Source organism: Streptomyces cyaneochromogenes, from assembly GCF_003963535.1.
Classification (GTDB): Bacteria; Actinomycetota; Actinomycetes; order Streptomycetales; family Streptomycetaceae; genus Streptomyces; species Streptomyces shaanxiensis.
In genome coordinates this window covers 999941-1020694 of the sequence record NZ_CP034539.1, presented here as the reverse complement: position 1 = coordinate 1020694, position 20754 = coordinate 999941, and the positions used below count along the sequence as shown (strand labels likewise).

The 20754-nt window shown below is 71.5% G+C and carries 24 protein-coding genes; 13 read left to right on the top strand and 11 right to left on the bottom strand.

The genetic code is table 11. The features are described from left to right. Nucleotides 1-17: 17 nt before the first annotated feature. From EJ357_RS04330 to EJ357_RS04320, 3 genes are all read right to left on the bottom strand, one after another. Complete coding sequence (locus EJ357_RS04330; protein ID WP_175647308.1) at nucleotides 18-524, bottom strand: patatin-like phospholipase family protein; 507 nt, start codon at nucleotides 522-524, stop codon at nucleotides 18-20. Nucleotides 525-559: 35 nt separating this feature from the next. After that, on the bottom strand, nucleotides 560-1033 hold the full coding sequence (locus EJ357_RS04325; protein ID WP_126399192.1) for a carboxymuconolactone decarboxylase family protein: 474 nt from the start codon (nucleotides 1031-1033) through the stop codon (nucleotides 560-562). A 362-nt stretch (nucleotides 1034-1395) separates the two neighbouring features. Further along, nucleotides 1396-1896 carry a MarR family winged helix-turn-helix transcriptional regulator gene (locus EJ357_RS04320; protein WP_126388771.1) on the bottom strand — a complete coding sequence of 167 codons (501 nt, stop codon included), beginning with the start codon at nucleotides 1894-1896 and terminating at the stop codon, nucleotides 1396-1398. Nucleotides 1897-2012: 116 nt separating this feature from the next. On the opposite strand from EJ357_RS04320, the gene EJ357_RS04315 reads away from it, so the two are divergent. Further along, entirely contained in the window at nucleotides 2013-2888 is an 876-nt protein-coding gene (locus EJ357_RS04315; protein ID WP_126388769.1) for an LLM class flavin-dependent oxidoreductase, read from the top strand. Nucleotides 2889-2932: 44 nt separating this feature from the next. Here the strand turns inward: EJ357_RS04315 and EJ357_RS04310 are convergent, their stop codons facing one another. From EJ357_RS04310 to EJ357_RS50470, 4 genes are all read right to left on the bottom strand, one after another. Further along, nucleotides 2933-4009 carry an alkene reductase gene (locus tag EJ357_RS04310; protein WP_175647307.1) on the bottom strand — a complete coding sequence of 359 codons (1077 nt, stop codon included), beginning with the start codon at nucleotides 4007-4009 and terminating at the stop codon, nucleotides 2933-2935. A 310-nt stretch (nucleotides 4010-4319) separates the two neighbouring features. Continuing rightward, nucleotides 4320-4544, bottom strand: a complete 225-nt coding sequence (locus tag EJ357_RS04305; protein WP_126399190.1) for an HAD family hydrolase — start codon at nucleotides 4542-4544, stop codon at nucleotides 4320-4322. Nucleotides 4545-4700: 156 nt separating this feature from the next. Further along, entirely contained in the window at nucleotides 4701-5507 is an 807-nt protein-coding gene (locus tag EJ357_RS04300) for a DeoR/GlpR family DNA-binding transcription regulator (RefSeq protein WP_126388765.1), read from the bottom strand. Next, complete coding sequence (locus EJ357_RS50470; RefSeq protein WP_323377824.1) at nucleotides 5425-6009, bottom strand: zinc-binding dehydrogenase; 585 nt, start codon at nucleotides 6007-6009, stop codon at nucleotides 5425-5427. The genes EJ357_RS04300 and EJ357_RS50470 overlap by 83 nt, the downstream gene beginning before the upstream one ends. A gap of 417 nt (nucleotides 6010-6426) precedes the next feature. Here EJ357_RS50470 and EJ357_RS04290 point away from each other — a divergent pair, with 417 nt between their 5' ends. The 5 genes from EJ357_RS04290 to EJ357_RS04270 are packed head-to-tail and all read left to right on the top strand — an operon-like array spanning nucleotide 6427 to nucleotide 10354. Beyond that, nucleotides 6427-6612, top strand: coding sequence for a hypothetical protein (locus tag EJ357_RS04290; protein ID WP_126388763.1), 186 nt, complete (start codon nucleotides 6427-6429; stop codon nucleotides 6610-6612). A 22-nt stretch (nucleotides 6613-6634) separates the two neighbouring features. Beyond that, on the top strand, nucleotides 6635-7369 hold the full coding sequence (locus EJ357_RS04285; RefSeq protein ID WP_126388761.1) for a hypothetical protein: 735 nt from the start codon (nucleotides 6635-6637) through the stop codon (nucleotides 7367-7369). Next, nucleotides 7366-8352, top strand: a complete 987-nt coding sequence (locus EJ357_RS04280; RefSeq protein ID WP_126388759.1) for a DUF6895 family protein — start codon at nucleotides 7366-7368, stop codon at nucleotides 8350-8352. Before EJ357_RS04285 ends, EJ357_RS04280 begins: the two co-directional genes overlap by 4 nt. Continuing rightward, nucleotides 8349-9269, top strand: coding sequence for a DUF6895 family protein (locus EJ357_RS04275; protein ID WP_126388757.1), 921 nt, complete (start codon nucleotides 8349-8351; stop codon nucleotides 9267-9269). Before EJ357_RS04280 ends, EJ357_RS04275 begins: the two co-directional genes overlap by 4 nt. Further along, nucleotides 9266-10354 carry a serine hydrolase domain-containing protein gene (locus EJ357_RS04270; protein ID WP_126388755.1) on the top strand — a complete coding sequence of 363 codons (1089 nt, stop codon included), beginning with the start codon at nucleotides 9266-9268 and terminating at the stop codon, nucleotides 10352-10354. Before EJ357_RS04275 ends, EJ357_RS04270 begins: the two co-directional genes overlap by 4 nt. A 91-nt stretch (nucleotides 10355-10445) precedes the next feature. Here EJ357_RS04270 and EJ357_RS04265 read toward each other — a convergent pair whose 3' ends face one another. Together EJ357_RS04265 and EJ357_RS04260 are read right to left on the bottom strand one after the other, a co-directional pair. Beyond that, nucleotides 10446-11813 carry a trypsin-like serine protease gene (locus tag EJ357_RS04265; protein ID WP_126388753.1) on the bottom strand — a complete coding sequence of 456 codons (1368 nt, stop codon included), beginning with the start codon at nucleotides 11811-11813 and terminating at the stop codon, nucleotides 10446-10448. A 409-nt stretch (nucleotides 11814-12222) separates the two neighbouring features. Beyond that, nucleotides 12223-13086 carry a Glu/Leu/Phe/Val dehydrogenase gene (locus EJ357_RS04260; protein ID WP_175647306.1) on the bottom strand — a complete coding sequence of 288 codons (864 nt, stop codon included), beginning with the start codon at nucleotides 13084-13086 and terminating at the stop codon, nucleotides 12223-12225. Nucleotides 13087-13178: 92 nt separating this feature from the next. On the opposite strand from EJ357_RS04260, the gene EJ357_RS04255 reads away from it, so the two are divergent. From EJ357_RS04255 to EJ357_RS04225, 7 genes are all read left to right on the top strand, one after another. Further along, nucleotides 13179-13628, top strand: a complete 450-nt coding sequence (locus tag EJ357_RS04255; RefSeq protein ID WP_126388749.1) for a Fur family transcriptional regulator — start codon at nucleotides 13179-13181, stop codon at nucleotides 13626-13628. Nucleotides 13629-13652: 24 nt separating this feature from the next. Beyond that, a complete protein-coding gene (gene katG / locus EJ357_RS04250) occupies nucleotides 13653-15866 on the top strand; it encodes a catalase/peroxidase HPI (protein WP_126388747.1) in 2214 nt (737 codons plus the stop codon). Nucleotides 15867-16137: 271 nt separating this feature from the next. Next, entirely contained in the window at nucleotides 16138-17244 is a 1107-nt protein-coding gene (locus EJ357_RS04245) for an NAD(P)/FAD-dependent oxidoreductase (RefSeq protein ID WP_126388744.1), read from the top strand. A gap of 148 nt (nucleotides 17245-17392) precedes the next feature. Beyond that, entirely contained in the window at nucleotides 17393-18091 is a 699-nt protein-coding gene (locus EJ357_RS04240) for a hypothetical protein (RefSeq protein WP_126388742.1), read from the top strand. Beyond that, nucleotides 18088-18375: a BON domain-containing protein gene (locus EJ357_RS04235; protein ID WP_126388740.1), complete on the top strand. Its 288-nt coding sequence runs from the start codon at nucleotides 18088-18090 to the stop codon at nucleotides 18373-18375. The genes EJ357_RS04240 and EJ357_RS04235 overlap by 4 nt, the downstream gene beginning before the upstream one ends. Continuing rightward, nucleotides 18372-19139 (top strand): metallophosphoesterase family protein, encoded by a 768-nt coding sequence (locus EJ357_RS04230; protein ID WP_126388738.1) that lies wholly within the window; start codon nucleotides 18372-18374, stop codon nucleotides 19137-19139. Before EJ357_RS04235 ends, EJ357_RS04230 begins: the two co-directional genes overlap by 4 nt. Before the next feature lie 173 nt (nucleotides 19140-19312). After that, entirely contained in the window at nucleotides 19313-19843 is a 531-nt protein-coding gene (locus EJ357_RS04225; RefSeq protein WP_126388736.1) for a hypothetical protein, read from the top strand. Nucleotides 19844-19889: 46 nt separating this feature from the next. Here EJ357_RS04225 and EJ357_RS04220 read toward each other — a convergent pair whose 3' ends face one another. Further along, entirely contained in the window at nucleotides 19890-20453 is a 564-nt protein-coding gene (locus EJ357_RS04220) for a hemerythrin domain-containing protein (RefSeq protein WP_126388734.1), read from the bottom strand. Between the two features lie 96 nt (nucleotides 20454-20549). Then, complete coding sequence (locus EJ357_RS48125; RefSeq protein ID WP_175647305.1) at nucleotides 20550-20723, bottom strand: hypothetical protein; 174 nt, start codon at nucleotides 20721-20723, stop codon at nucleotides 20550-20552. Between the last annotated feature and the right edge of the window lie 31 nt (nucleotides 20724-20754).

Here is a 20754-nt window from a genome sequence, read left to right as displayed (position 1 = left end):
GAGGAACGCGATGGTACTCACAGACCGGCCTCCGCTACGGAAGAAGTCGCCGTCCCGCCCGTGACGGCGGATGGCGTCGAAGGGCCGTCGGCCCGGTACAGCCCGGGCCCGTCGATGCGCAGCCCGTCGACGAAGCGCCCCGCCGTGCGGGACGCGGTGCCGATCAGCCGCTGAGGGCGCCCGAAGTCCCACGGGGAACTGGCCGTCCCCGCCCGCAGGTCGGCCAGGACCGGCACGTGGGCGACCACGTCACCGTCGACGAGCGTGCGCACGTCACGGTCCACCGGAGGCAGCATCCCGGGAATGGCCGCGCCGGCCAGCAGCGCGGACTCGAGGTCTCCGTGGTCGAGCGGTGCCGGAGCGCCGGTGACCAGGTCCATGGCCACCACGGTGAAGGGGACCGCCAACTCCTCGATCCGGTCCGGCAGCGCCGGCACGACGGCGACGGGACGGGGGAGTGCGCGCAGCCCCGCCGACGGGTCTCCTGCCGACGGGACCGGCCGTGTCCCCTTCGCTCCCGTCATGATCCACCTCTCTCGTGACGCATCGGCAGCCGACCTCAGCCGAACTGGCCTGGCTGGTAGTCCCCGGCAGGCTGCTGGTTGATGACGTTGATGCGGTTGTAGGCGTTGATGACGGCGAGGAGGGACATCAGGGCCACGAGCTGGTCCTCGTCGAAGTGCTTGCCGGCGTTGGCCCATGCCTCGTCGGTGACACCTGCGGCGGCATCGGCGATGCGCGTGCCCTGCTCCGCCAGTTCCAGCGCGGCACGCTCGGCCTCCGTGAAGACCTTGGCCTCGCGCCAGGCGGCGACCAGGTGGAGGCGCTGTGCGCTCTCCCCGGCGAGGGCGGCGTCCTTGGTGTGCATGTCCGTGCAGAAGCCGCAGCCGTTGATCTGGCTCGCGCGGATCTTCACCAGTTCCTGGACCGTGGCCGGGAGCGTCGAGTCCGACACCAGCTTGCTTGCCGAGTTGATGTGCCTGAGCACCTTCCCTGCGAGGGGGTTGCCGAAGTAGTCGAGGCGCGGTTCCACGGTGATCTCCTTGCCGAGTAGCGGGATACGCACCACTGACCAGGGCGACACGTCATGTGTGACAGGACGTCGTGTGTGAACTACGTCTCGGCGGTGGAGCCGGAGCCGGTTCTGACAGGCGGGCCCTCGTCGAAGCCCCATCGCGACCTGATGCCATTCCCTTGATTGGCCGACCCAATAAGTGGGGGGCCAGGGTCGTGACTGGCAGATGGGTACTGGCAGATGGGTACCCAGGACCGCTCGGGCAGTGGGCGAGGAGCACGGCCGCGGGATCGCGGCCGCCCGCGCGGCATGCACCGGCCCGCTCGTGGCGTAGTCCGACTGCGGGTTGATGCAGGGCCCGCGTGGGCCGGGCCGAGCGGCTAAACGGCCGGCTCGGCGCCGTCGTCGCTCTTGCCCGTGAGGTTCGCCTCGATCCGGGACAGCAGATACATCGCCTGCTCGCACTCGTCGCCGGTGAGGCCGTGCACGGTGATCTGCTCCAGGTCGCGCCACGCCTGCAGGACCCGGTCGCGCAGGGCCTGACCGGCCCGCGTCGTGCTGACGACGACGGCCCGGCGGTCGGTGGCGGACGGCCTGCGGGTGACGAAGCCGGACTGTTCGAGGCGCTGCAGCATCTTCGTGACGGTGGACGGATCCAGGCCGAGCGTCCTGATCAGGTCCGCCTGACGCTGCTCACCACGCTCCCAGAGCTGCATCATCAGCAACTCCTGGCCCGGATACAGGCCTGTCTCGCGCAGGAGGCCGCCGGCCATGATCCGGTGCACCCGAGCGGCGCGGAAGATCGCCTCGCTCATGGGGGCGCCGGCGACGGTGGGCACCGCGTCGTCCTTTCCCGGCATCGGCTCGGAAGCTGGCGGCATGGTGCGTGCTCCTCCGGTGTGGTGTGGATCGGGGAATCATCTCACCCACGCATTCCATTGGTCGGCCAATGGAGTACGGTGACCGCAGATCCCCGAGCCGACAGCGGAGTGGAACCATGGGTCTGCCTGTCCTTTTCGGTGCGAATGTCGATCCGGTGTGGGGCGACGGAGACCAACCGTTGCGGCGGGCCCTGCAGGCCGATCGGGAGGGTCTGGACTTCGTCACGGTCCAGGACCACCCGTATCAGAAGGCCTTCTACGACACCTGGACGCTCATGGCCTTTCTGGCGGCCCGGACCGAACGGGTGACCTTCGTCCCGACGGTGGCCAACCTGCCGCTGCGTCCGCCCGCGATGCTGGCCAAGGCCGCCGCGAGCTTCGATCTGCTCTCCGGGGGCCGGCTGCAACTCGGTCTGGGCGCGGGCGCCTTCTGGGAGGCCATCGAGGCCATGGGCGGTCCGCGCAGGACCAAGAGGGAGTCCCTGGAAGCGCTGTCGGAGGCGATCGATGTCATCCGGGCCATGTGGAGCGGTGAGCGCTCGGCGCGGGCCGGCGGCGCGTACTACCGCGTGGCCGGTGTCCATCCGGGGCCCACGCCGTCGCCCTCGCTCGGGATCTGGCTGGGTGCCTACGGCCCCCGCATGCTGGAGCTGACCGGCACCAAGGCCGACGGCTGGATGCCCTCGCTGGGCTTCCTCGGCCTGGACCGGCTCGGGGAGGCCGTCGCCCGCATCGACGATGCCGCCGCCCGGGCCGGACGCGATCCGGCCGGACTCCGCAAGAGCTACAACCTCAACGGGATGATCAGGCAGAGATCCCGCGGCGCGTTCGACGGTCCTGTCGAGCAGTGGGTCGACCGGATCGCCGAACTGCACCGGGAGTACGGCATGAACGGCTTCTCGTACTGGCCGGACGAGGATCACGACCGGCAGCTGAGCGTCTTCGCCCAAGAGGTGGTGCCCGCCGCGCGGGAGGCCGTCGCGAAGCGCTGACGGCCTGATCCGTCAGGCGCCGCGGTGTGACTCGGTGCCGTCGGTTACGAGTTGAGGGCGGGATAGTCGGTGTAGCCCTTGTGGTCGCCGCCGAAGGAGGTGGCGCGGTCGGGGGTGTTGAAGGGGCCGCCCTGCCGCAGGCGGGTGGGCAGGTCGGGGTTGGCGAGGAAGAGGCCGCCGTAGGCGATGAGGTCGGCGGTGTTGTCCTCGAGCAGCTTCAGCTCCTCGGGCCCGGTGGGCTCCATGCCGGTGAACGGGTTGAGGATGAAGGTGGTGGGCCACGCCTTGCGCAGGCGCAACGTGAGGTCGCGGACCTCGGGGGCCTCCATCTGGTGCAGGTAGGCCAGGTTCAGCGGCGCGAGCGCGTTCACGAGGGCGGTGTAGGTGGCCTCGACGTCGGTGCGGTCGGTCTCCTCGATGTCGTTGTAGGGGTTGGCCGGCGAGATGCGGAAGCCGACCTTGTCCGCGCCGATCGCCTCGGCGGTGGCCTTGGCCGTCTCGACCGCGAAGCGGATGCGCGCCTCAGGGCTGCCGCCCCAGCCGTCGGTGCGGGTGTTGCTGTTCGGGGCGAGGAACTGGTGGATCAGGTAGCCGTTGGCGCCGTGCAGCTCCACGCCGTCGAAGCCGGCCTCGACGGCGTTGCGGGCGGCCGAGACGTAGTCGGCGATCGTCTCCTGGATCTCGTCCTCGGTCAGCTCCTTGGGCGTGACGAAGTCCTGAGGACCCTCGTGGGTGTAGACCTGCCCCTTGGCCTGGACCGGGGAGGGGCCGACCGGCGTCAGGCCCATCAGGGACGGGTGGCCGACCCGGCCGGTGTGCATCAACTGCAGGTAGATCGCACCGCCCTTGGCGTGCACGGCGTCGGTCACCCGCCGCCAGGCCTCGATCTGCTCGGCGGAGTGGATGCCCGGAGTGTCGGGGTAGCCCTGGCCGATCACCGACGGCTGGGTGCCCTCCGTGACGATCAGCCCGGCGCCCGCCCGCTGCGCGTAGTACTCGGCCATCAGGTCGGTGGGGGACTGCCCGGGGCCGTAGGCACGGCTGCGGGTCATCGGGGCCATCACGATCCGGTTCGACAGACGCGTACCGGCGAGGTCGTAGGACTCAAAGGCCGTCGACATGATCACATTCCTTGCTTCGCGGACGGGGCCGCTGCACGCGCAGCGGCCGTGACGAACCGACGCTCAGTCGCGCCGTTTACTGTCCGAACAAGTAAACAGGAAGATTCGTTCCCGGCGCCCATGTGACGGGTGGCACATTGCCCAGATGGTGCCTCTAGCTGGGGATTTGCTGAAGGGTCGAAGGGGTGGGCGCATCCGGATGAAGAGATCCGGGCGCATCATTTGGTCGACCACTGGTTGTCGCGTGCGACAGCGGCGACCGCGGTCGGGCCGTCAGGGGACGAGCCGCAGTACCTCCGCCAGACCGCGCTCACCGGTGCGCTGCTCCGACGGCAGGGCGGGGGGCGGTGCCGAGGTCGGCGCAGGCCTTGAGGAGCAGCTGCGGGTCTGGCTTCTCGCGCCCCTGCTCGTAGGAGATGACGCAGGTGTCGATCAGATCGTCCAGCCCGTGGTGGGCCAGGTGGGTGCGCAGGTCCCAGGCGAAATCGCTGACGATGCCGATGCGCAGCCCGCGCTCACGCAGGGCGCGCAGGATCGGTTCGGTGTCGGGATAGGGGACCCAGGCGTCCGGGGCGGTGAGTTCCCCGTACGCCGCTGAAGTCGAACAGCACCGCCTCGACCGGGGGCGCGGGCGTCGCCATCTCGATCTCGCTGGGACGCTAGGCGCTCGGCGTGGCGAAGCGGGTGTGTATCACGGGGAGGGCTCTTCGGGTTCGACCATCTCGACGCGGACTCCGAGGCCGTGGATGGCCGCGAGTTCGGCGTCGGGGGTCGCGGTGTCGGTGATGACGGCGCCGTAGTCGGCCACGGTGCCGTACGCGTACGTGGCGGCCTTGCCGAACTTCGAGTGGTCCGCCAGCAGCAGCGTCTGTTCGGCGGAGGCGATCATGGCCCGCTTCACCTCGACGTAGTCGTTCAGGGGGTGGAAGAGGCGGCCTTCCATGATGGCGGTGGCGGACATCAGGGCGAGGTCGGCCCGGATCTGGGCGAGGGCGCGGGTGACGCTGGGGCCGGTGCAGGAGTTGAAGTCGCCCCGGTAGGTGCCGCCGAGCAGGGTGACGCTCACGCCGGGCGCGGACCCGAGTCGTTGCGCGAGGCCTACGGAATTGGTGACGACGTGCAGTTGGTCCAGCCCGGCCAGCCGGGGGATCAGGGGGAACAGGGTCGTCGAGTCGTCCATGAGTACCGTGCTGCCCGGCCGGATCCGGCCGGCGACGGCCGCGCACAGGGCGTTCTTGGCCGCCAGGGCGCTGTTCTCACGGAAACGGGTGGCGGTCTCCATGGTGAGGGCGGGGAAGGCGACGGCCCGGCCGCGCTCCTTGCGCAGCAGATGCCGCCCGGCGAGATCGTCCAGGTCCCGGTGCATCGTCATCAGACTGACGTCGAACTGCCGGGCAAGGTCGTCGATACGGGTCTCACCGTGCTCGGCGACGTACTGGAGCACCGCCTGGCGACGCTCCTCGACGGCGGCCTGCGACAGTCGCGTACGGGCGGTCACCGTGCCCCTCCTTCCCCGTGGCTTCGGTCGTGCAGCTTCCCATATTGCCCGGGACCCGTCCGGGCACCGGATCTTGGCCCCGATCTACGAACCGTCCATGGTGACCAGCACCTTGACCTGCTCGGGATCGACGGACGCGGCGAAGGCCTTGGCGGCGTCCTCCAGCGGATAGGTGGAGGTGACGATCTCGGCTGAGGACGACGTCGGCCGGACCGCCGAGCGCGGCGTGGGTCCGTTCGACCAGGTCGGGGGCGTCGGCGGGCAAACCCGCGTCGGCGCCGAGCCGCAGCGCGCGCTCACGCTTGCCGGCCATGACGTCGGTGACGGCGATCCGGGCGGAGCCCGCGTGCCGGGCGGCGAGGAGGGTGAGCAGGCCGATGGGGCCAGCGCCGAGGACGGCGACCGTGCGGCCGGTGAGATCGCCGGCCTTCGCCACGGCTTGCACCGGGGTGGCGAGTGGCTCGACGAGGGCGGCCTCGATATTGGTGGCCGGCCGCGGCATGGGTGTCGGAGCCGCATATCCCGACGACCGTGGTGCGCACCAGGAGTTCGTCGTCCCCGGGTAGGGGGGCGGCACGTGCTCCAGGGTGATGTCGTCGAGGGAACGGACGAGGACACTGCGAATCTGAGGGCGTATCTGGTCGAGCGCATGAGGGGGCCTCTCGTGCGGATGACTCGGGGAACGGCGGCCCCGGGGTGCCGGGGCGCGGTGGCGATGGCCGAATTATTAGCAGGAGACCGCTCAGTTGTTAACGCATAATTCGAGATAAGGGCGACGGATTTATCGCTTAAAGCTTTATCATTCGTCCGAAATGTTGAACAAGTGGACTAGTGAGTTTTGTGGGAAAAGATGCGCCTTTTGTGGACATATGGTGATCTGAGTCGTGAAGGCTATGGCTGAACCAGAGGAGATGGTGATATGCCTTCCGTTGACAAGGCCCTCGAAGACCTCACCGGCGTCCGGACCGACCTCGAGGCGGCACTTGACCCTGCCGAACCCGACGGTGTCTTCCGCGACAGCCGTGAGTGCGCCGCCCTGGCGCTGCTCTCCGCAGACACCAAGCTGCTGCTGTCCCCGCCGACCCCCCGCCCCAAGAAGGGCTGAGCGGACGACGGGAGCAGGCTGAATGGAGCAGTCAGGCACTTCGGCCCTCTTGCAGGGCGCGGTGCAGGACCTTGCGTCCGACGTGGTCTCCGCTCTTCGGGGCGGGGACCACGTGCGCATGTCCGGCATCGGCACCGGGGCCGTGGAGGAGATCGAGGGCAGCCTCGACCTCGCGGCCGTACGCGTGTTGGGAGCAGACCTGCTGCTGCCGCACGTACTCTTCCCCGCCCCACCCGATCCGGAGGCACTAGCCGTGTTCCGGAAGACGGTGGAGGCCTTCCCGCCCCGCGCCGACGCGGCGCCCACCGTCAAGTGGAGCCACTGGGCGATGAGTCGCACCCTGCGGCGGCTCGACACGCCCCTGACCGGTGCCCAAGGACCACCCGGTGCGCCCTTCGAGGACGAGGGCGGCGAACCCGACGCAAGCTGGCTCGACGAGGCGGCCTGGCAGGCGCTGACGCATCAACTCGCCGTCCTGGCACCGCTCGCGGTACCCGGCGAGGACTGCGGCGTGGCCCGCGCGGCACGGCGCCGCCCGGTCGACGTGGCCCGGGGCTTCGTACGGGCCGTCCGACGCAGGGACTGGCAGCAGGCGGCCGGCGCCGGGCGCTGGCTGACCCTGCTCGACGGGGTCCCCGACGCGCTCGGCCTCGAAGCCGGGCTGGACTTCGTAGAACTCATGGGCGGCAACGACCCCCGGGTCGCCCTTCAGGTACAGGCCGCTCGTGTCATGCGGACGGCCGGAGCCCTCGTATGACTGCCCTGGGCGTGAGCGCCCCGGGCGTCGGCGAGATCCGCGAGGTCGCAGCCGCCGCGTTCGCCTGGCTGTCCGCCCACCGCGACGACTTCGCGCTCGGGGAGGACGCGCTCACCCTCGACGGCCACGTGGACGCCACCTGGAAACCGCTCGGGGAACTGGCCCAGACCTGCGCGAGCGTCCGCGCGCACACGCGGCCGACCGACCCGCTGCACGCCCGCGCGGCCGACCTGTTGCGCTTCGCCTGGCAACAGACCGGCCGGGGCGAGCTGTTCCTGCGGCTGCAGCGGCTGGAACCCTTCGCGACGTACCCCCTGGAGATCTACTCCGTCTTCGCCGCGGCCGGGTTGCGGCACGCCGGGTACGAGGCCGCCGCCGGCACGACGGCCCGTACCCGCAGCTGGCGGCTCACCGAGCAGGACCCGACCCGCCGGCTCGGCGTCCTGAAGGCCGAGCGGCGCAGCGGCATCCACCGGCCGGAGCGGGCCGAGCAGGCGCTGCGACGCACCTGGCTGGGCGGACTTCCCGAACCGTGGACCTTCGAGCGCTCCTCGGGATACGCGCTCACCCACGTCGTCTTCCATCTCACCGACTGGGGCCGCACCCCGGCTGGCGTCCCCGCCGACCTCGCCGCCTACCTGGCCCACTGGCTGCCGCCCTGGCTCGACACCTGCCTGGACGCCGGTATGTGGGACCTCAGTTGCGAGCTGCTGGTCGTGGCCGCGAGCCTCCCGGACCCGCCCGATCCCGCGACCCTGGGGCATGCCTGGACCCGGATCGCGCGGGCCCAGCACGACTCCGGAGCGCTCCCGGAGCAGGACCACGGGGACGGCCCCGGCGCGGATCGGGAGCCGGACTTCCTGCGCTGCTACCACTCCACCTTGATGGCCGCCTTCGCGGCGGCACAGACCCTCAAGTGCCTTGCGGGAGAGGGCTTCGCAGACTCAGACGCCGCGTACACGGGACAAGGAGTGCCCGGATGACCGACACCCGTCTCATGCACACCGTCGGCGTTCGCGCCCTGGAGTGGCTGTGGGCCCATCGCGACGGATTCCGCCTGGAGCCCGACGTCGACCCCGAAGTGGGCTTCCTGGAGCGCTTCAAGCCGGTCGGTGAACTGGCCCTGATCTGCCGGGTGCTGTTCCGCGAGGGAGTGGCCGGATCGCGGCAGGCCGACCTCGCGCGCCGGCTCCTCGACCACACCTGGCGGCACACCCTGGACGGCGGTCGCATGCTGGTGCGCGGCCAGCGCATCGAACCGCTCTCGCCGATCCCGTTCGAGGTGTACCTCCCGTACAAGGAACTCGGGTACAGCGAGCCCGAGGTGGAGCGTGCCACCGTCCTCTACCACCGGCTCGACAGCTGGGCGGCCCTCGAACTGGACCCGACCCGACGCCTCGGACTCTCCGCGTTCCAGCGCCGCTTCGGCCTCACGCCCCGCATCGCCGAGGCGGACATCGTCGGTTCCACCTGGCTGGGCCGAACTCCCGAGCCCTGGACGGTCAGCGGGCACATCGCCTACGACGTCACCCACACGGTGTTCCACCTCACCGACTGGGGCGAGCACCCCGAAGGCCTGCCGCCGCACATCGCCGACTACCTCGCCACCTGGCTGCCCGTCTGGATCGACGACTGGCTGGACCTCGAGCGCTGGGACCTGCTCGGCGAACTCCTCGTCGTCGACGCCTGTCTGCCCCGGCCCACCCTGGACGAACGGGCCTGGCAGAGCTTCGCCGCCGCGCAGCAGCCCGACGGTGCCATGCCGGCCGTACGCACGATGCCCGAGGGTGAACCGGACGAGGTGTTCGACATGATCTACCACCCGACGCTGGTCGCCGCCTTCGCCTCCGTGCTGGCCACCTCCCGCTCCCTCGCCGAGCTGACGCACGCCACCCCATGACCGGCCGGTCCATGCCCTGGCCGGGGGTCGCCCCCGACCTGGACGAGCCTCACGCGGGCCAGGTCCCGGCCGGCGCCGTCGGTGACGACGCGTTGCGCGAGCGGGTGGAGAGCGCGGTGGACGCCGTGGACGCGCCCGACGTCGTCCTCGCCGTCTCCCGGTGCGGCCGCCGCACCCTGCACTGCGGCGGCTCCGCGCCACCCCCGCCGGTCCCGCGGCAGGACCTGCGCTACGAGATCGGCTCGGCGTCGAAGGCGTTCACCGGACTCCTGCTGGCCCGGCTCGTCGAGCGCGGCCTGCTGACCGGGGGCGAGCCGGCCGCCGCCTGCCTGGACCCGGACCGGCGCACCGACAGCGCGCCGGTGACCCTCGCCCACCTCATCACGCACACCGCCGGACTGCCCGCGCTGCCGGGCGACTTCTACCTGCGGGCGCTGCCGGCCTGGCGCACCGACCCCTACGGTCGCTATCCGGCCGAGCGGGTGACCGAGGCCTTCCTGCGCCATCGCCCCCGTCACCGGCCCGGCACCCGGTGGCGCTACTCCAACTTCGGTGTCGCCGTGCTCGGCCACGCCGTCGCCGCGGTGACCGGCACGCCGTGGGAGGAACTGCTCGGCGCCCATGTGCTGCGGCCGCTCGGCCTGAGCGGCACCGCCCTGGCGGCGGAGGATCCGAAGACCGACGCCGTCGGACACGGCAAGGACGGGCGCACGCCCACGCTCGCCTTCGACGCCGGCGGCTTCCAGGCGGCGGGTGCCGTCCGCGCCACCCCGCACGACCTGCTGACGTTCCTCGAAGCCCACCTCGACCCGGCCGGCTCCCCGCTCGCCGGCGCGCTGCGGGCGGTACGCACCCCGGTGCTCCGGCGCGGACTGGACCGCCGCCACATCCACACGGTGGCATGGTTCCGGCACCCCACGAACGGCGGACCGATGTACTTCCACAGCGGGGCGACCCTCGGCCAGCAGGCCTTCCTGGGCTTCCGGCCCGACACGGGCACGGCCCTGGTCGCGCTGTGCACCCGCCGGTTCCGCGCCCGCGACGCGTTCGTCGCCACCGCGTACGCGCTCCTCGCCGAGGACTAGGAAGCCGGCGGGGGAGCGGAGCAAACAGCGGCCGGAAACGGGAACGGGCGGTGCGGGAACCAGCTCCCGCACCGCCCGAGCCGTACGACTCCTACAGCCGCTGCCACAGGGACGGAGTGGCGACCGGCGACCACCCGCCCTGTGCCTGGTGGGACTGCAGGCACTGGTACCGCACACCCGCGTGGGTCACGGTGGCACCGGCCTCGTAGACGCGGCCCGCGGCCCAGGTGTCCACGGCGTTCTCCGGCGGAGCGGGAGTGCCGGACTGAGGGGGCGTGGTCTTCAGGACGAGCCCGAAGTCGCTGAGGATCGGGTTGATCGGCTGGTAGAAGGTGACCCCGCCGCTCGTGCAGTTGCCCGAGCCGCCCGACGTCACACCCTGTGCCTGGGAGCCGGAGAGGTAGGGACCGCCCGAGTCACCCGGCTCCGCGCACACCGTGGTCTCGGTGACGCCGTCGACGACGCCCTGGGAGTAGCTGACACTCGTGTCGTGCTGCTGGATGGTGCCGCAGTGCCAGCCGGTGGTGGAGCCGGAGCGGCAGATCGACGCCCCGACGAGCGCCTGGACCGAGCCGGTGACCTGCGTGCGCTGGCCGCCCTCGCCCTTCACCTCGGCCGTGGCCGTCCAGTCGCCGTTGACGGCGATCCAGGACATGTCCTTGCTGGGGAACGTGGACGCCTGGAACTTGCCCTGGTCGGCCAGGTTGTAGCCGGCGGTCGAGTCGTCCGGGTCGCCGCAGTGGCCCGCCGAGGCGAAGCCCTGCTGCTCGTCCTTGGTGACGGAGAACCCGACGGAGCACCGGGCGGAGCTCTCGATGTAGTAGGCGTCGCCGCCGACCACGTCGTCCAGCACCCGCGGCCGCTCGGCCGACACCCGGATGCCCACGCCCTTGTCCTCGAGGCCGGCTGCCTTGATGAAGGCGGTGGCGGCGGACCGCTTGGTCGCCTGTACGACGACCCGGTTGGCCGGGACGTCCACGTACCAGACCGGTGTGTCGCGGGTCTTGAGGCTGCGGGCGGTCGAGTCCAGCTTGTTCTTCACGTCCCGGAGCTCGGTCAACGGCTGCTTGACGACCGCGGCCTTCGCGCCCTGGGCCTCGATGGCGGACACGTCGGCTGCACGGGTGGTGGCTACGGTGAGCTCGGCGGAGGTCGCCCCGCGCACCCAGGCCCCCGCGAAGTGCTTGCCGAGGGCGTTGCGCAGACGGCCCGCACGGGCGCCCGCCTCCGCCTCGTTGACCAGCCGTTCCGCCGCCTGACCCGGCTTCAGCTTCAGATCACGCTCCATGGCGCGCAGCACCGCTGCCGGCGGCCGGTCGGCGCCGAGGGTCTGCGCGGCCGTGGACGAGGGCGCGGGCGGCGGCGCGGCCGTGGCGGCGGATCCGGCCCCGGCGAGGACGAGGGCGCCGAGAGCGGTGAGGGCGACGCGGCGGCCGGCCGCGGTATGTCTGCCGAGCATGCGATGTACCTCCATCGAGTACGAGTGGGATGTCGGCCACGTCAAGGCGTTGACGGAATGGCATCCCGCGATGCAGGGCGAGACGTTTTTTCGCGCTTTGGGGGACGCCCGGGGTGCCATGTGCGCTAGCGGACGGAACCGGGGGAGGGGGCGTCGCCCCAGCGCAGGGTTCCCCGGCGGGGGCCCGCGGGCGAACGGGTCAGGCCGAGCTCGTCCTGTCACGCGCCCGTGCCGCTCGTAGCCGTGCCTCGGCGAGGTCCACCGCGGCCTCGGTGGTCGTGACGCCCGTTCGGCGCGCCCGGGGCGATCACTTCGGCCAAACGGGCGCGGACCTGACGGCCCCGTCGTTCGGCCCGTGCACGGTCGTGGCCCAGGAGTTGCTCCTCCAGGAAGGCCGGCCCGCCGGCGTTCACGCAGAAGTCGGGGCGTACAGGATGCCGCGATCCGCCGACGCGGCGGCGTGCCCGGGCGCGGCGAGCACGGTGTTGGCGCCGCCGGCGATGATCCGGCAGCGCAGCTCGGGCAACGTCGCGTCGTTCACCACGGCGCCCATGGCGCCGGGCGCGAGGACGTCGCAGTCGGTGCGCACCACGGCGTCGGGGTCGACGACGCGCGCTCCGAGGAGTTTCGCCCCGTCGGCGGCGCGTGCGGCGTCGGTGTCGGCGACGACCAGTTTGGCGGACTCGGCGGACTCGGCGGCCAGCAGCCCGGCGAGCGCCGTGCCCACGTTGCCGACCCCCTGCACGCACACCCGCACCCCGGCGAGAGCGCCGTCCGCGCCGTCGGCACGCAGGCAGGCGCGGATGCCCTCGAGCACTCCGAGCGCCGTCATGGACGACGGGTCCCCGCTGTCGCACACCGGAGCGGCCTCGCGCCCGATCACCTTGAGATCGGCCTGGGTCATACCGATGTCGTTCACCGGGACGAAGCGCCCGCCGAGAGTGGCGATGAACCGGCCGTGGGCGCGCAGCAGTTCCTTGTTCTTGTCGCGGGCCGGATCGCCGATGACGACGCTCCAGCCGCCGCCGAGGTCGAGCCCGGCGGCCGACGCCTTCAGGGTCATGGCCCGCGCCCGCCGAGCAACGTCGTCCAGCCGCGTGCTCGTCGGCGCAGCCGTGCATCCGTACGCCGCCCAGGGCCGGCCCGAGCGTGTGTCGTGCACGACGATCACGGAGCGCAGTCCGGTGCGGGCGTCGTGGCTGAACAGGATCTGCTCGGTGCCGTCGGCACGGAGCCGGCCGAAGACGGTGGCGGCGTGTTCCGGAGCCGTCACCGGGGGATCCTCCCGAGGCCGCGGGCGACACACCAGACTTTCATCATTCGTTTTCTTGAATCATTCGTGTTTAGCCGTGTAGGTTGTCTGCCATGACCGCATCCCAGACTCCGACCCCCGCCGAGGAGCTGCGCGGTGCCGGCCTGCGGGTGACCGCCGCGCGTGTCGCGCTGCTGGAGGCCGTCCGGGCCGGTGACCACCTCGGTGTCGAGGCCATCGCCTCCGGGGTGCGTGATCGCGTAGGCCATGTCTCCCTGCAAGCGGTGTACGAGGGCCTCCACGCGCTCAGCGCGGCGGGGCTCATACGCCGCATCGAACCGGCCGGCAGCCCGGCCCGGTACGAGGGGCGTGTCGGCGACAACCACCACCACGTCGTGTGCCGGTCGTGCGGCGTCGTCGCCGATGTCGACTGCGAGGTCGGCGAGGCGCCCTGCCTCACCGCGTCCGACGACCACGGCTTCTCGATCGACGAGGCCGAGGTCATCTACTGGGGCCTGTGCCCCGCCTGTTCAACCCCCACCAGTGCACCCCGAGCACTGTGATCCACCTAGTTCGGAAGGTTTCCCATGGCTGAGAACCCCGATGCGATCGTCACTGACGCGAAGGCTGAGGGCACCGGTGGCTGCCCCGTCGCGCACGACCGCGCCGCGCACCCCACGCAGGGCGGCGGCAACCGTCAGTGGTGGCCGGAGCGGCTCAACCTGAAGATCCTCGCCAAGGACCCTGTGGTCGCGAACCCGCTCGGTGAGGAGTTCGACTACGCCGAGGCGTTCAAGAACCTCGACCTGGCGGCCCTCAAACAGGACATCGCCGAGGTGCTGACCAGCTCGCAGGACTGGTGGCCCGCCGACTTCGGCAACTACGGCCCGCTGATGATCCGTATGGCCTGGCACAGCGCCGGCACCTACCGCATCAGCGACGGCCGCGGCGGTGGCGGCCGCGGTCAGCAGCGCTTCGCGCCGCTGAACAGCTGGCCGGACAACGGCAACCTCGACAAGGCCCGCCGTCTGCTGTGGCCGGTCAAGAAGAAGTACGGCCAGTCCATCTCCTGGGCCGACCTCATGATCCTCACCGGTAACGTCGCCCTGGAGCAGATGGGCTTCGAGACCTTCGGCTTCGGCGGCGGCCGCGCCGACGTCTGGGAGGCCGACGAGGACGTGTACTGGGGTCCCGAGACCACCTGGCTCGACGACCAGCGCTACACCGGCGACCGTGAGCTGGAGAACCCGCTCGGCGCCGTCCAGATGGGCCTCATCTACGTCAACCCCGAGGGCCCCAACGGCAACCCGGACCCGATCGCCGCGGCCCGCGACATCCGTGAGACGTTCCGCCGCATGGCGATGAACGACGAGGAGACCGTCGCCCTCATCGCCGGTGGCCACACCTTCGGCAAGACCCACGGCGCCGGCCCGGCCGACGCGGTCGGCAACGACCCCGAGGCCGCCTCCATGGAGGAGCAGGGCCTGGGCTGGAAGTCCACCTACGGCACCGGCAAGGGCGGCGACGCCATCACCTCCGGTCTCGAGGTCACCTGGACCACCAAGCCCACCCAGTGGAGCAACGACTTCTTCGACATCCTCTTCGGCTACGAGTGGGAGCTGACCCAGAGCCCCGCCGGCGCCCACCAGTGGGTGGCCAAGGACTCCGAGGAGATCATCCCCGACGCCCACGACGCGTCGAAGAAGCGTCGGCCCACGATGCTCACGACCGACCTCTCGCTGCGCTTCGACCCGATCTACGGCGAGATCTCCAAGCGCTTCCACGAGAACCCGGACCAGTTCGCGGACGCCTTCGCCCGCGCCTGGTACAAGCTGACCCACCGTGACCTGGGCCCGAAGTCCCTGTACCTCGGCCCGGAGGTCCCGGAGGAGACGCTGCTGTGGCAGGACCCGCTGCCGCAGGCCGAGGGCGAGGCCATCGACGCCGCGGACGTCACGGCCCTCAAGGCCAAGCTCCTCGACTCGGGCCTGACCGTCTCGCAGCTGGTCAGCGCCGCCTGGGCGTCGGCCTCGACGTTCCGCTCCAGCGACAAGCGCGGCGGTGCCAACGGCGCCCGCGTCCGCCTGGAGCCGCAGCGCAACTGGGAGGCCAACGACCCCGACCAGCTCGCGCTGGTGCTGCGCACCCTCGAGGGCATCCAGCAGGAGTTCAACTCCGGCGCCAAGAAGGTCTCCCTGGCCGACCTGATCGTGCTCGGCGGCTCCGCCGCCGTGGAGAAGGCCGCCAAGGACGCCGGTCACGACATCGAGGTGCCGTTCACCCCGGGCCGTGTCGACGCGACCGAGGAGCACACCGACCCGGAGTCCTTCGCCGCGCTGGAGCCGGCCGCCGACGGGTTCCGCAACTACCTCGGCAAGGGCAACCGCCTGCCGGCCGAGTACCTGCTGCTCGACAAGGCGAACCTGCTCGGCCTGAGCGCGCCCGAGCTGACGGTCCTCGTCGGTGGCCTGCGCGTCCTGGGTGCGAACACCAACGGCTCGAAGCACGGCGTCTTCACCGAGACCCCGGGCAAGCTGACCAACGACTTCTTCGTCAACCTGCTCGACCTGGGCACGGAGTGGAAGTCGACGTCCGCGGACCAGACCACGTTCGAGGGCCGTGACGCCTCCGGCGCGGTCAAGTGGACCGGCACCCGTGCCGACCTCGTGTTCGGCTCGAACTCCGAGCTGCGCGCGCTCGCCGAGGTCTACGCGAGCGACGACGCCAAGGCGAAGTTCGTGAGCGACTTCGTCAAGGCGTGGGTCAAGGTCGTGAACGCGGACCGCTTCGACCTCGTCTGAGGCTGATCGATCCACCCCCGACGTCCAGGCGGGCCCGCACGGGCCGGCCTGGACGTCGGCTTTTGTGCGCTCACCGCGGCGCTCATTTGGGCACACACCTCAGCGCTCGTCTGAGCAACGACGCCCCATAGGGCGCACCTTTCACAGAACGCACACGGTGCCTCAGCTACCTCTTTAAGTTTCAAGCGCTACCCTCGCCGACAGGGGGTGCCGACGACGGCCCTCCCGTCGCCGCACCCTCTCCTCCATCCCCCAGCACAGGAGACTCGGCGTGCTCGACGGCGACGTACTGGTGATCGGCGGCGGCTACGCCGGCGTCCGGCTGGCCAAGCGACTGGACGCGACGGCGCGGGTCACGCTGGTGGACCGCAAGGACGTCTTCTTCCACCGCATCGCCTCCCTGCGCGCCGGAGTGCGCCCGGACTGGTCGTTCACCCCGTTCATCCCCTACGACCGGCTGCTGACCAACGGCCGCGTGGTGGTAGGCAAGGCGGTCCGCATCGACACCACCGAGCGCGAGGTGGTGCTGGCGACGGGGGAGCGGCTCCCGTACGACGTGCTGGTCATCGCCACCGGCGCCGACTACCCCGAACCGGCCCGCTTCACCGGCACCACCGCCGAGGAGGCCGCGAAGTCCTTCGCCGGGCACCAGCAGCAGATCGCCGGCGCCGGGCACGTCCTGGTCGTCGGCGGCGGGCCCTCCGGGGTCGAGCTCAGCGCCGAGATCCGGCTCGCCCGGCCGGACGCCCGGGTCACGCTCGCCCACTCCGGGCCGGAACTGCTGCACTCCACGGGCAGCACACGGGCCGGGCGCAAGGCGCGGTCCTGGCTGGAGTCCCACGACGTGGAGGTGCGGCTCGACGCCTTCATGTCCCCCGGATTCGACTTCGGCACGTACCGCGACGCCCAGGGCGGCATCATCGAGGCCGACCACTCCTTCTGGGCGACCGGCACCACGCCCAACACCCTCTGGCTGCGGCTGGCCGGGCACGGGGACTGGCTGAACCGGGCGGGACACGTGAAGGTCGACCAGGCGCTGCGCGTGCAGGGATGGCTGGACGTGTTCGCGGTCGGCGACGTGAACGACGCCACCGAGATCAAGATCACCCCGGCCGCGCTCGCCCAGGCGGACCTGGCCGCCCACAACATCCGCGCCTATCTCAACAGCGCCGGCAAGCACCGCAAGGAGCCCCGCTTCTACCGGCCGATCCACCGCACCCCGATCATCGTCCCGTTCGGCCCGGCCGACGGCGTGACCCTGCTGCCCGTGCCGGGCGGCGAGACGGCGGTCCTCGGCAGCCGCACCACGACACTCGCCAAGGCGAAGACGCTCATGACCCCCTTCATGAGACGCCAGCTCGGCTACACCGCGGCGTGAGCGCAGGGCCGGGCAGGACCTGATCCGCACGCCATGGCGTAAGCGCGCCGTATCGAAGTCGGAAGGGCCGGGTACTCGGAGGCTTTCCAGCCCACCCCGGGCTCTGCCAGGGGCCCGCGCCCGACCTCGGACGGCGAATGGAGTCGGCATGACGGAGAACCGGGAGAGTGCGACGCCCGCTCGGCAACCCGGGCTTCCGGAGCTGCGCCCGGTCGGGGAGAGCCCGCTCCAGCCGCCGGCGCAGGCCCGGTCGCAGGCGCTAAACGACCACGAACTGCCCCGTGATCGCAGCCAGGCGATCCTGGAGGCGGCGAAACAGGTCGGCGCGCTGCTGAAACGCAAGGGGCACCGGTTCGCCCTGGCCGGCAGCGTGGCCGTGTACGCCCACGGAGGGAGCGGGCATCTGCAGCACGACGCCGACTTCTGCGTGCGCCGCGCGGACGCCGAAGCGGTGGCGCGGACACTGGCCGAAGCCGGACTGACGGTCCGCACTCCTCCGGAGGACTGGCTGATGAAGACCACGTGCCTCGGCCAGGACGTCGACTTCCTCTTCGAACTGGCGCACCGCCCGGTCACCACGGACCTGCTGGCCCTGGCGCAGGACGTCCCGGTCGACTCGGTGCACATGCCCGTCCTGCCGCCGACCGAACTCATGCGGGGCCTGGTCGAAGCCTTCTCCGAGCACTACTGCGACTTCGGGCCCGCGCTCGCCGTCGCCCGAGCCCTGCGCGAGAAGGTCGACTGGGAGGACCTACGCGGATCGTGCGAGGACGAACCGATGCCCGCCGCGTTCTTCTTCCTCCTCGAACGTCTCGACGTCATCGCACCGCGGGAGGAGCCCCGATGAGCGAACACGCCGCCAGGACCGCGGCTGGCGCCGGCGGAGCGCAGAACCTGGACTACCGCGTGGCCCATCTCGCCGACCACCTCGCCGCAGGGGACCTCGGCGAGCTGGGTGTCCGCATCGAGATCCGCGGCGAGGCGGTCCTGCTGACCGGCACTGTGCCGTCCGTGCAGTGCCGGGACGACATCCTCGGCCTGGCCCGCGCAGAGCTGCCGGGAACCCCGGTCCACTGCGACATCGTGGCCGCGGACACCGCCGTGCCCGACCACGCCGAGGAGGTCGAATGATCCGGATAGCGGCCGTCGGGGACATCCACATGGGGCCCGAGAGCAAGGGCCTGCTCCGCCCCGCCTTCGAGACCCTGCCGGACAGCGCCGACGTCCTGCTGCTGGCCGGGGACCTCACCCGACACGGCACGCCCGAGGAGGCCCGGGTGGTGGCGCGCGAGATCGAGGGCCTGGCGGTCCCGGTGGTCGCCGTCCTCGGCAACCACGATCACCACGCCGACTGCCCCGACGAGGTCACCGCCGTCCTCCAGGACGCGGGCGTACGGGTCCTGGAAGGGCAGGCGACCGTGGTGGGCAGCGGCGACGCGCGCATCGGCGTGGCCGGTACGAAGGGGTTCGGCGGCGGATTCGTGGGGCGCTGCGCCGGCGAGTTCGGCGAGCCGGTCATGAAGGAGTTCGTCCGGTACTCGCGCCGCTGCGCCGACACCCTGCGGACCGCCCTGGAGGAGCTGGAGGGGCAGGACTGCGACGTACGCATCGCCCTCACCCACTTCTCCCCGGTACCCGACACCCTGGCCGGCGAGCCTCCCGAGATCTACCCGTTCCTCGGCAGCTACCTGCTGGCCGAGGCGATCGACGCGGCCGGCGCCGACCTGGCCGTCCACGGGCACGCGCACCTCGGCACGGAGCACGGCATGACCAGCGGCGGAGTGAAGGTGCGCAACGTCGCCCAGCCGGTCATCGGCCGGGCCTTCCACGTCTACCACCTCGCCGGGCCCGAGCGGGCGACGGCCGGCGCCCCGGTTGGCCGGGTGGGGGCCTGAACCAGCAGTCGTCCGTGTCCCGGTGTGGGCGAGGCCACGCCGCTCACCAGCCGGCAGGCATGTCCGCGGCCGGGGGTGACGGGCTACCGTCGATGGTTCCCCGTTGATCTGATGGAGCGGCCGGTCGCCAGGAACTCGGCCGCTCCCTCGCCCGTACTCCGGACGGCCCGCCTGTGCTCGCAGATCTCTCCCCGCTCATCGCGGCGACCACCCAGTGGCTGACGCGCTCCTACCCCGCGTGCGGCGGCGCACTGGCCGCCGCCCTGGGCGAGGCGCAGGCCCGGCAGGCCGTCACCGTCGCGGCATGGCTGAGATACCCGACGCCGACGGACGCCGCGCTGGTCGGTATGGCGGGGCCCGGCGGCTCGGCCGGTCTGGACTGGATCACCGGCGCGGACGCGACCGGCCCCGACGACGACGCGGGCGACGGCGCCTGGCGCACCTGGGTCGACGAGATCGTGGCGAGCTGGGCGGCCTGCCTGCTCACCGACGGCGAACTGGCCCGCCTCGCGGTCGGCGCGATCGCCGGAGGCGGCCATACGGCCCACTCGCCGATCGACTTCCGGCGCCTGGTGTCCCCCGACGCCCACGACCGCCGAGCGGCGGCACTGCTGCGCCACCCCGACCTCCTCGCCCCCGTGGCCACCCTGCACCGCACGGCACTCGAGGAGCGCCTCGGCCCGGGGCAGGCACTCATCGCCTGAGCGCGCTCGGTGCCGGCGGCCGCACGCCCGGCCGTCGCGCGCCTGGTCAGGCCTCCTTGCCGCGTCCCGTCAGCGCGTCGCGCAGGCGGTCGACCAGGCCGGCTCCCGGGGCCAGCAGTTTGTTGGCCGGCGGCTTGTCCGGGGCGTACGGGTGCGGGCGGGTCGGTGCCAGCTTCTTCGCCTGCCGCACCTTGTCACCGAGGTCGTCGAGCGTGTCCGGGGGACAGACGGCGCGAAGCCGGGGGAAGAGGTTCTCCTCCTCGTCGGCGATGTGCGAGCGGACCTCGCTCATCAGCATCCCGACGAGCCGGTCGAACTCGGGATCGTCGGCGTCGCATCCCTCCAGGTCCTTCATGATCCGCTCGGCCGCGGAGTGATCGTCGATCTCCTTGTCGGCGATGGCGTCCCCGCCCGCCACGTACTCGCGCACGGCCGGATAGAGGTAGGCCTCCTCGGCGACCGAGTGCCGGACCAGCTCCATCGTGGCCTGGTCGGCGTGCAGCTTGCGGTCCTTGTCACCGGACGGCAGCGCCTCGATCCGGCCGAAGAACTCCTCGACCTCGCGATGATCGGTCACCAGCTCGTCGATGACGTTCCCACCGTGACCCATGTTCCTTCACCTCCAGCGTGGAACGGCGGCCCGGGCGGATCCGCCGACGGCTCCGAGTGCCCGCGGTCGACGGGCTCACACCGCCGTCGGCGCGTGTCACGAACCGCTGCCGGGGCCGGCGGTGTCCTCGGTCGTTTCAGGGGTGTCGTCGCGCTCGCCCTCGGCCTGCGAAGGCGTCGTGTACTCCGTGTCGGGGTGGTGGGCCCAAGGGGTCTCGGCTTCCTCGCGCTCACCCTCGGCCTGCGACGGGGTGTGGTGGCTCGTGCTCATGGTGATCGTCCCTCCTGCGTACGGGACGGTC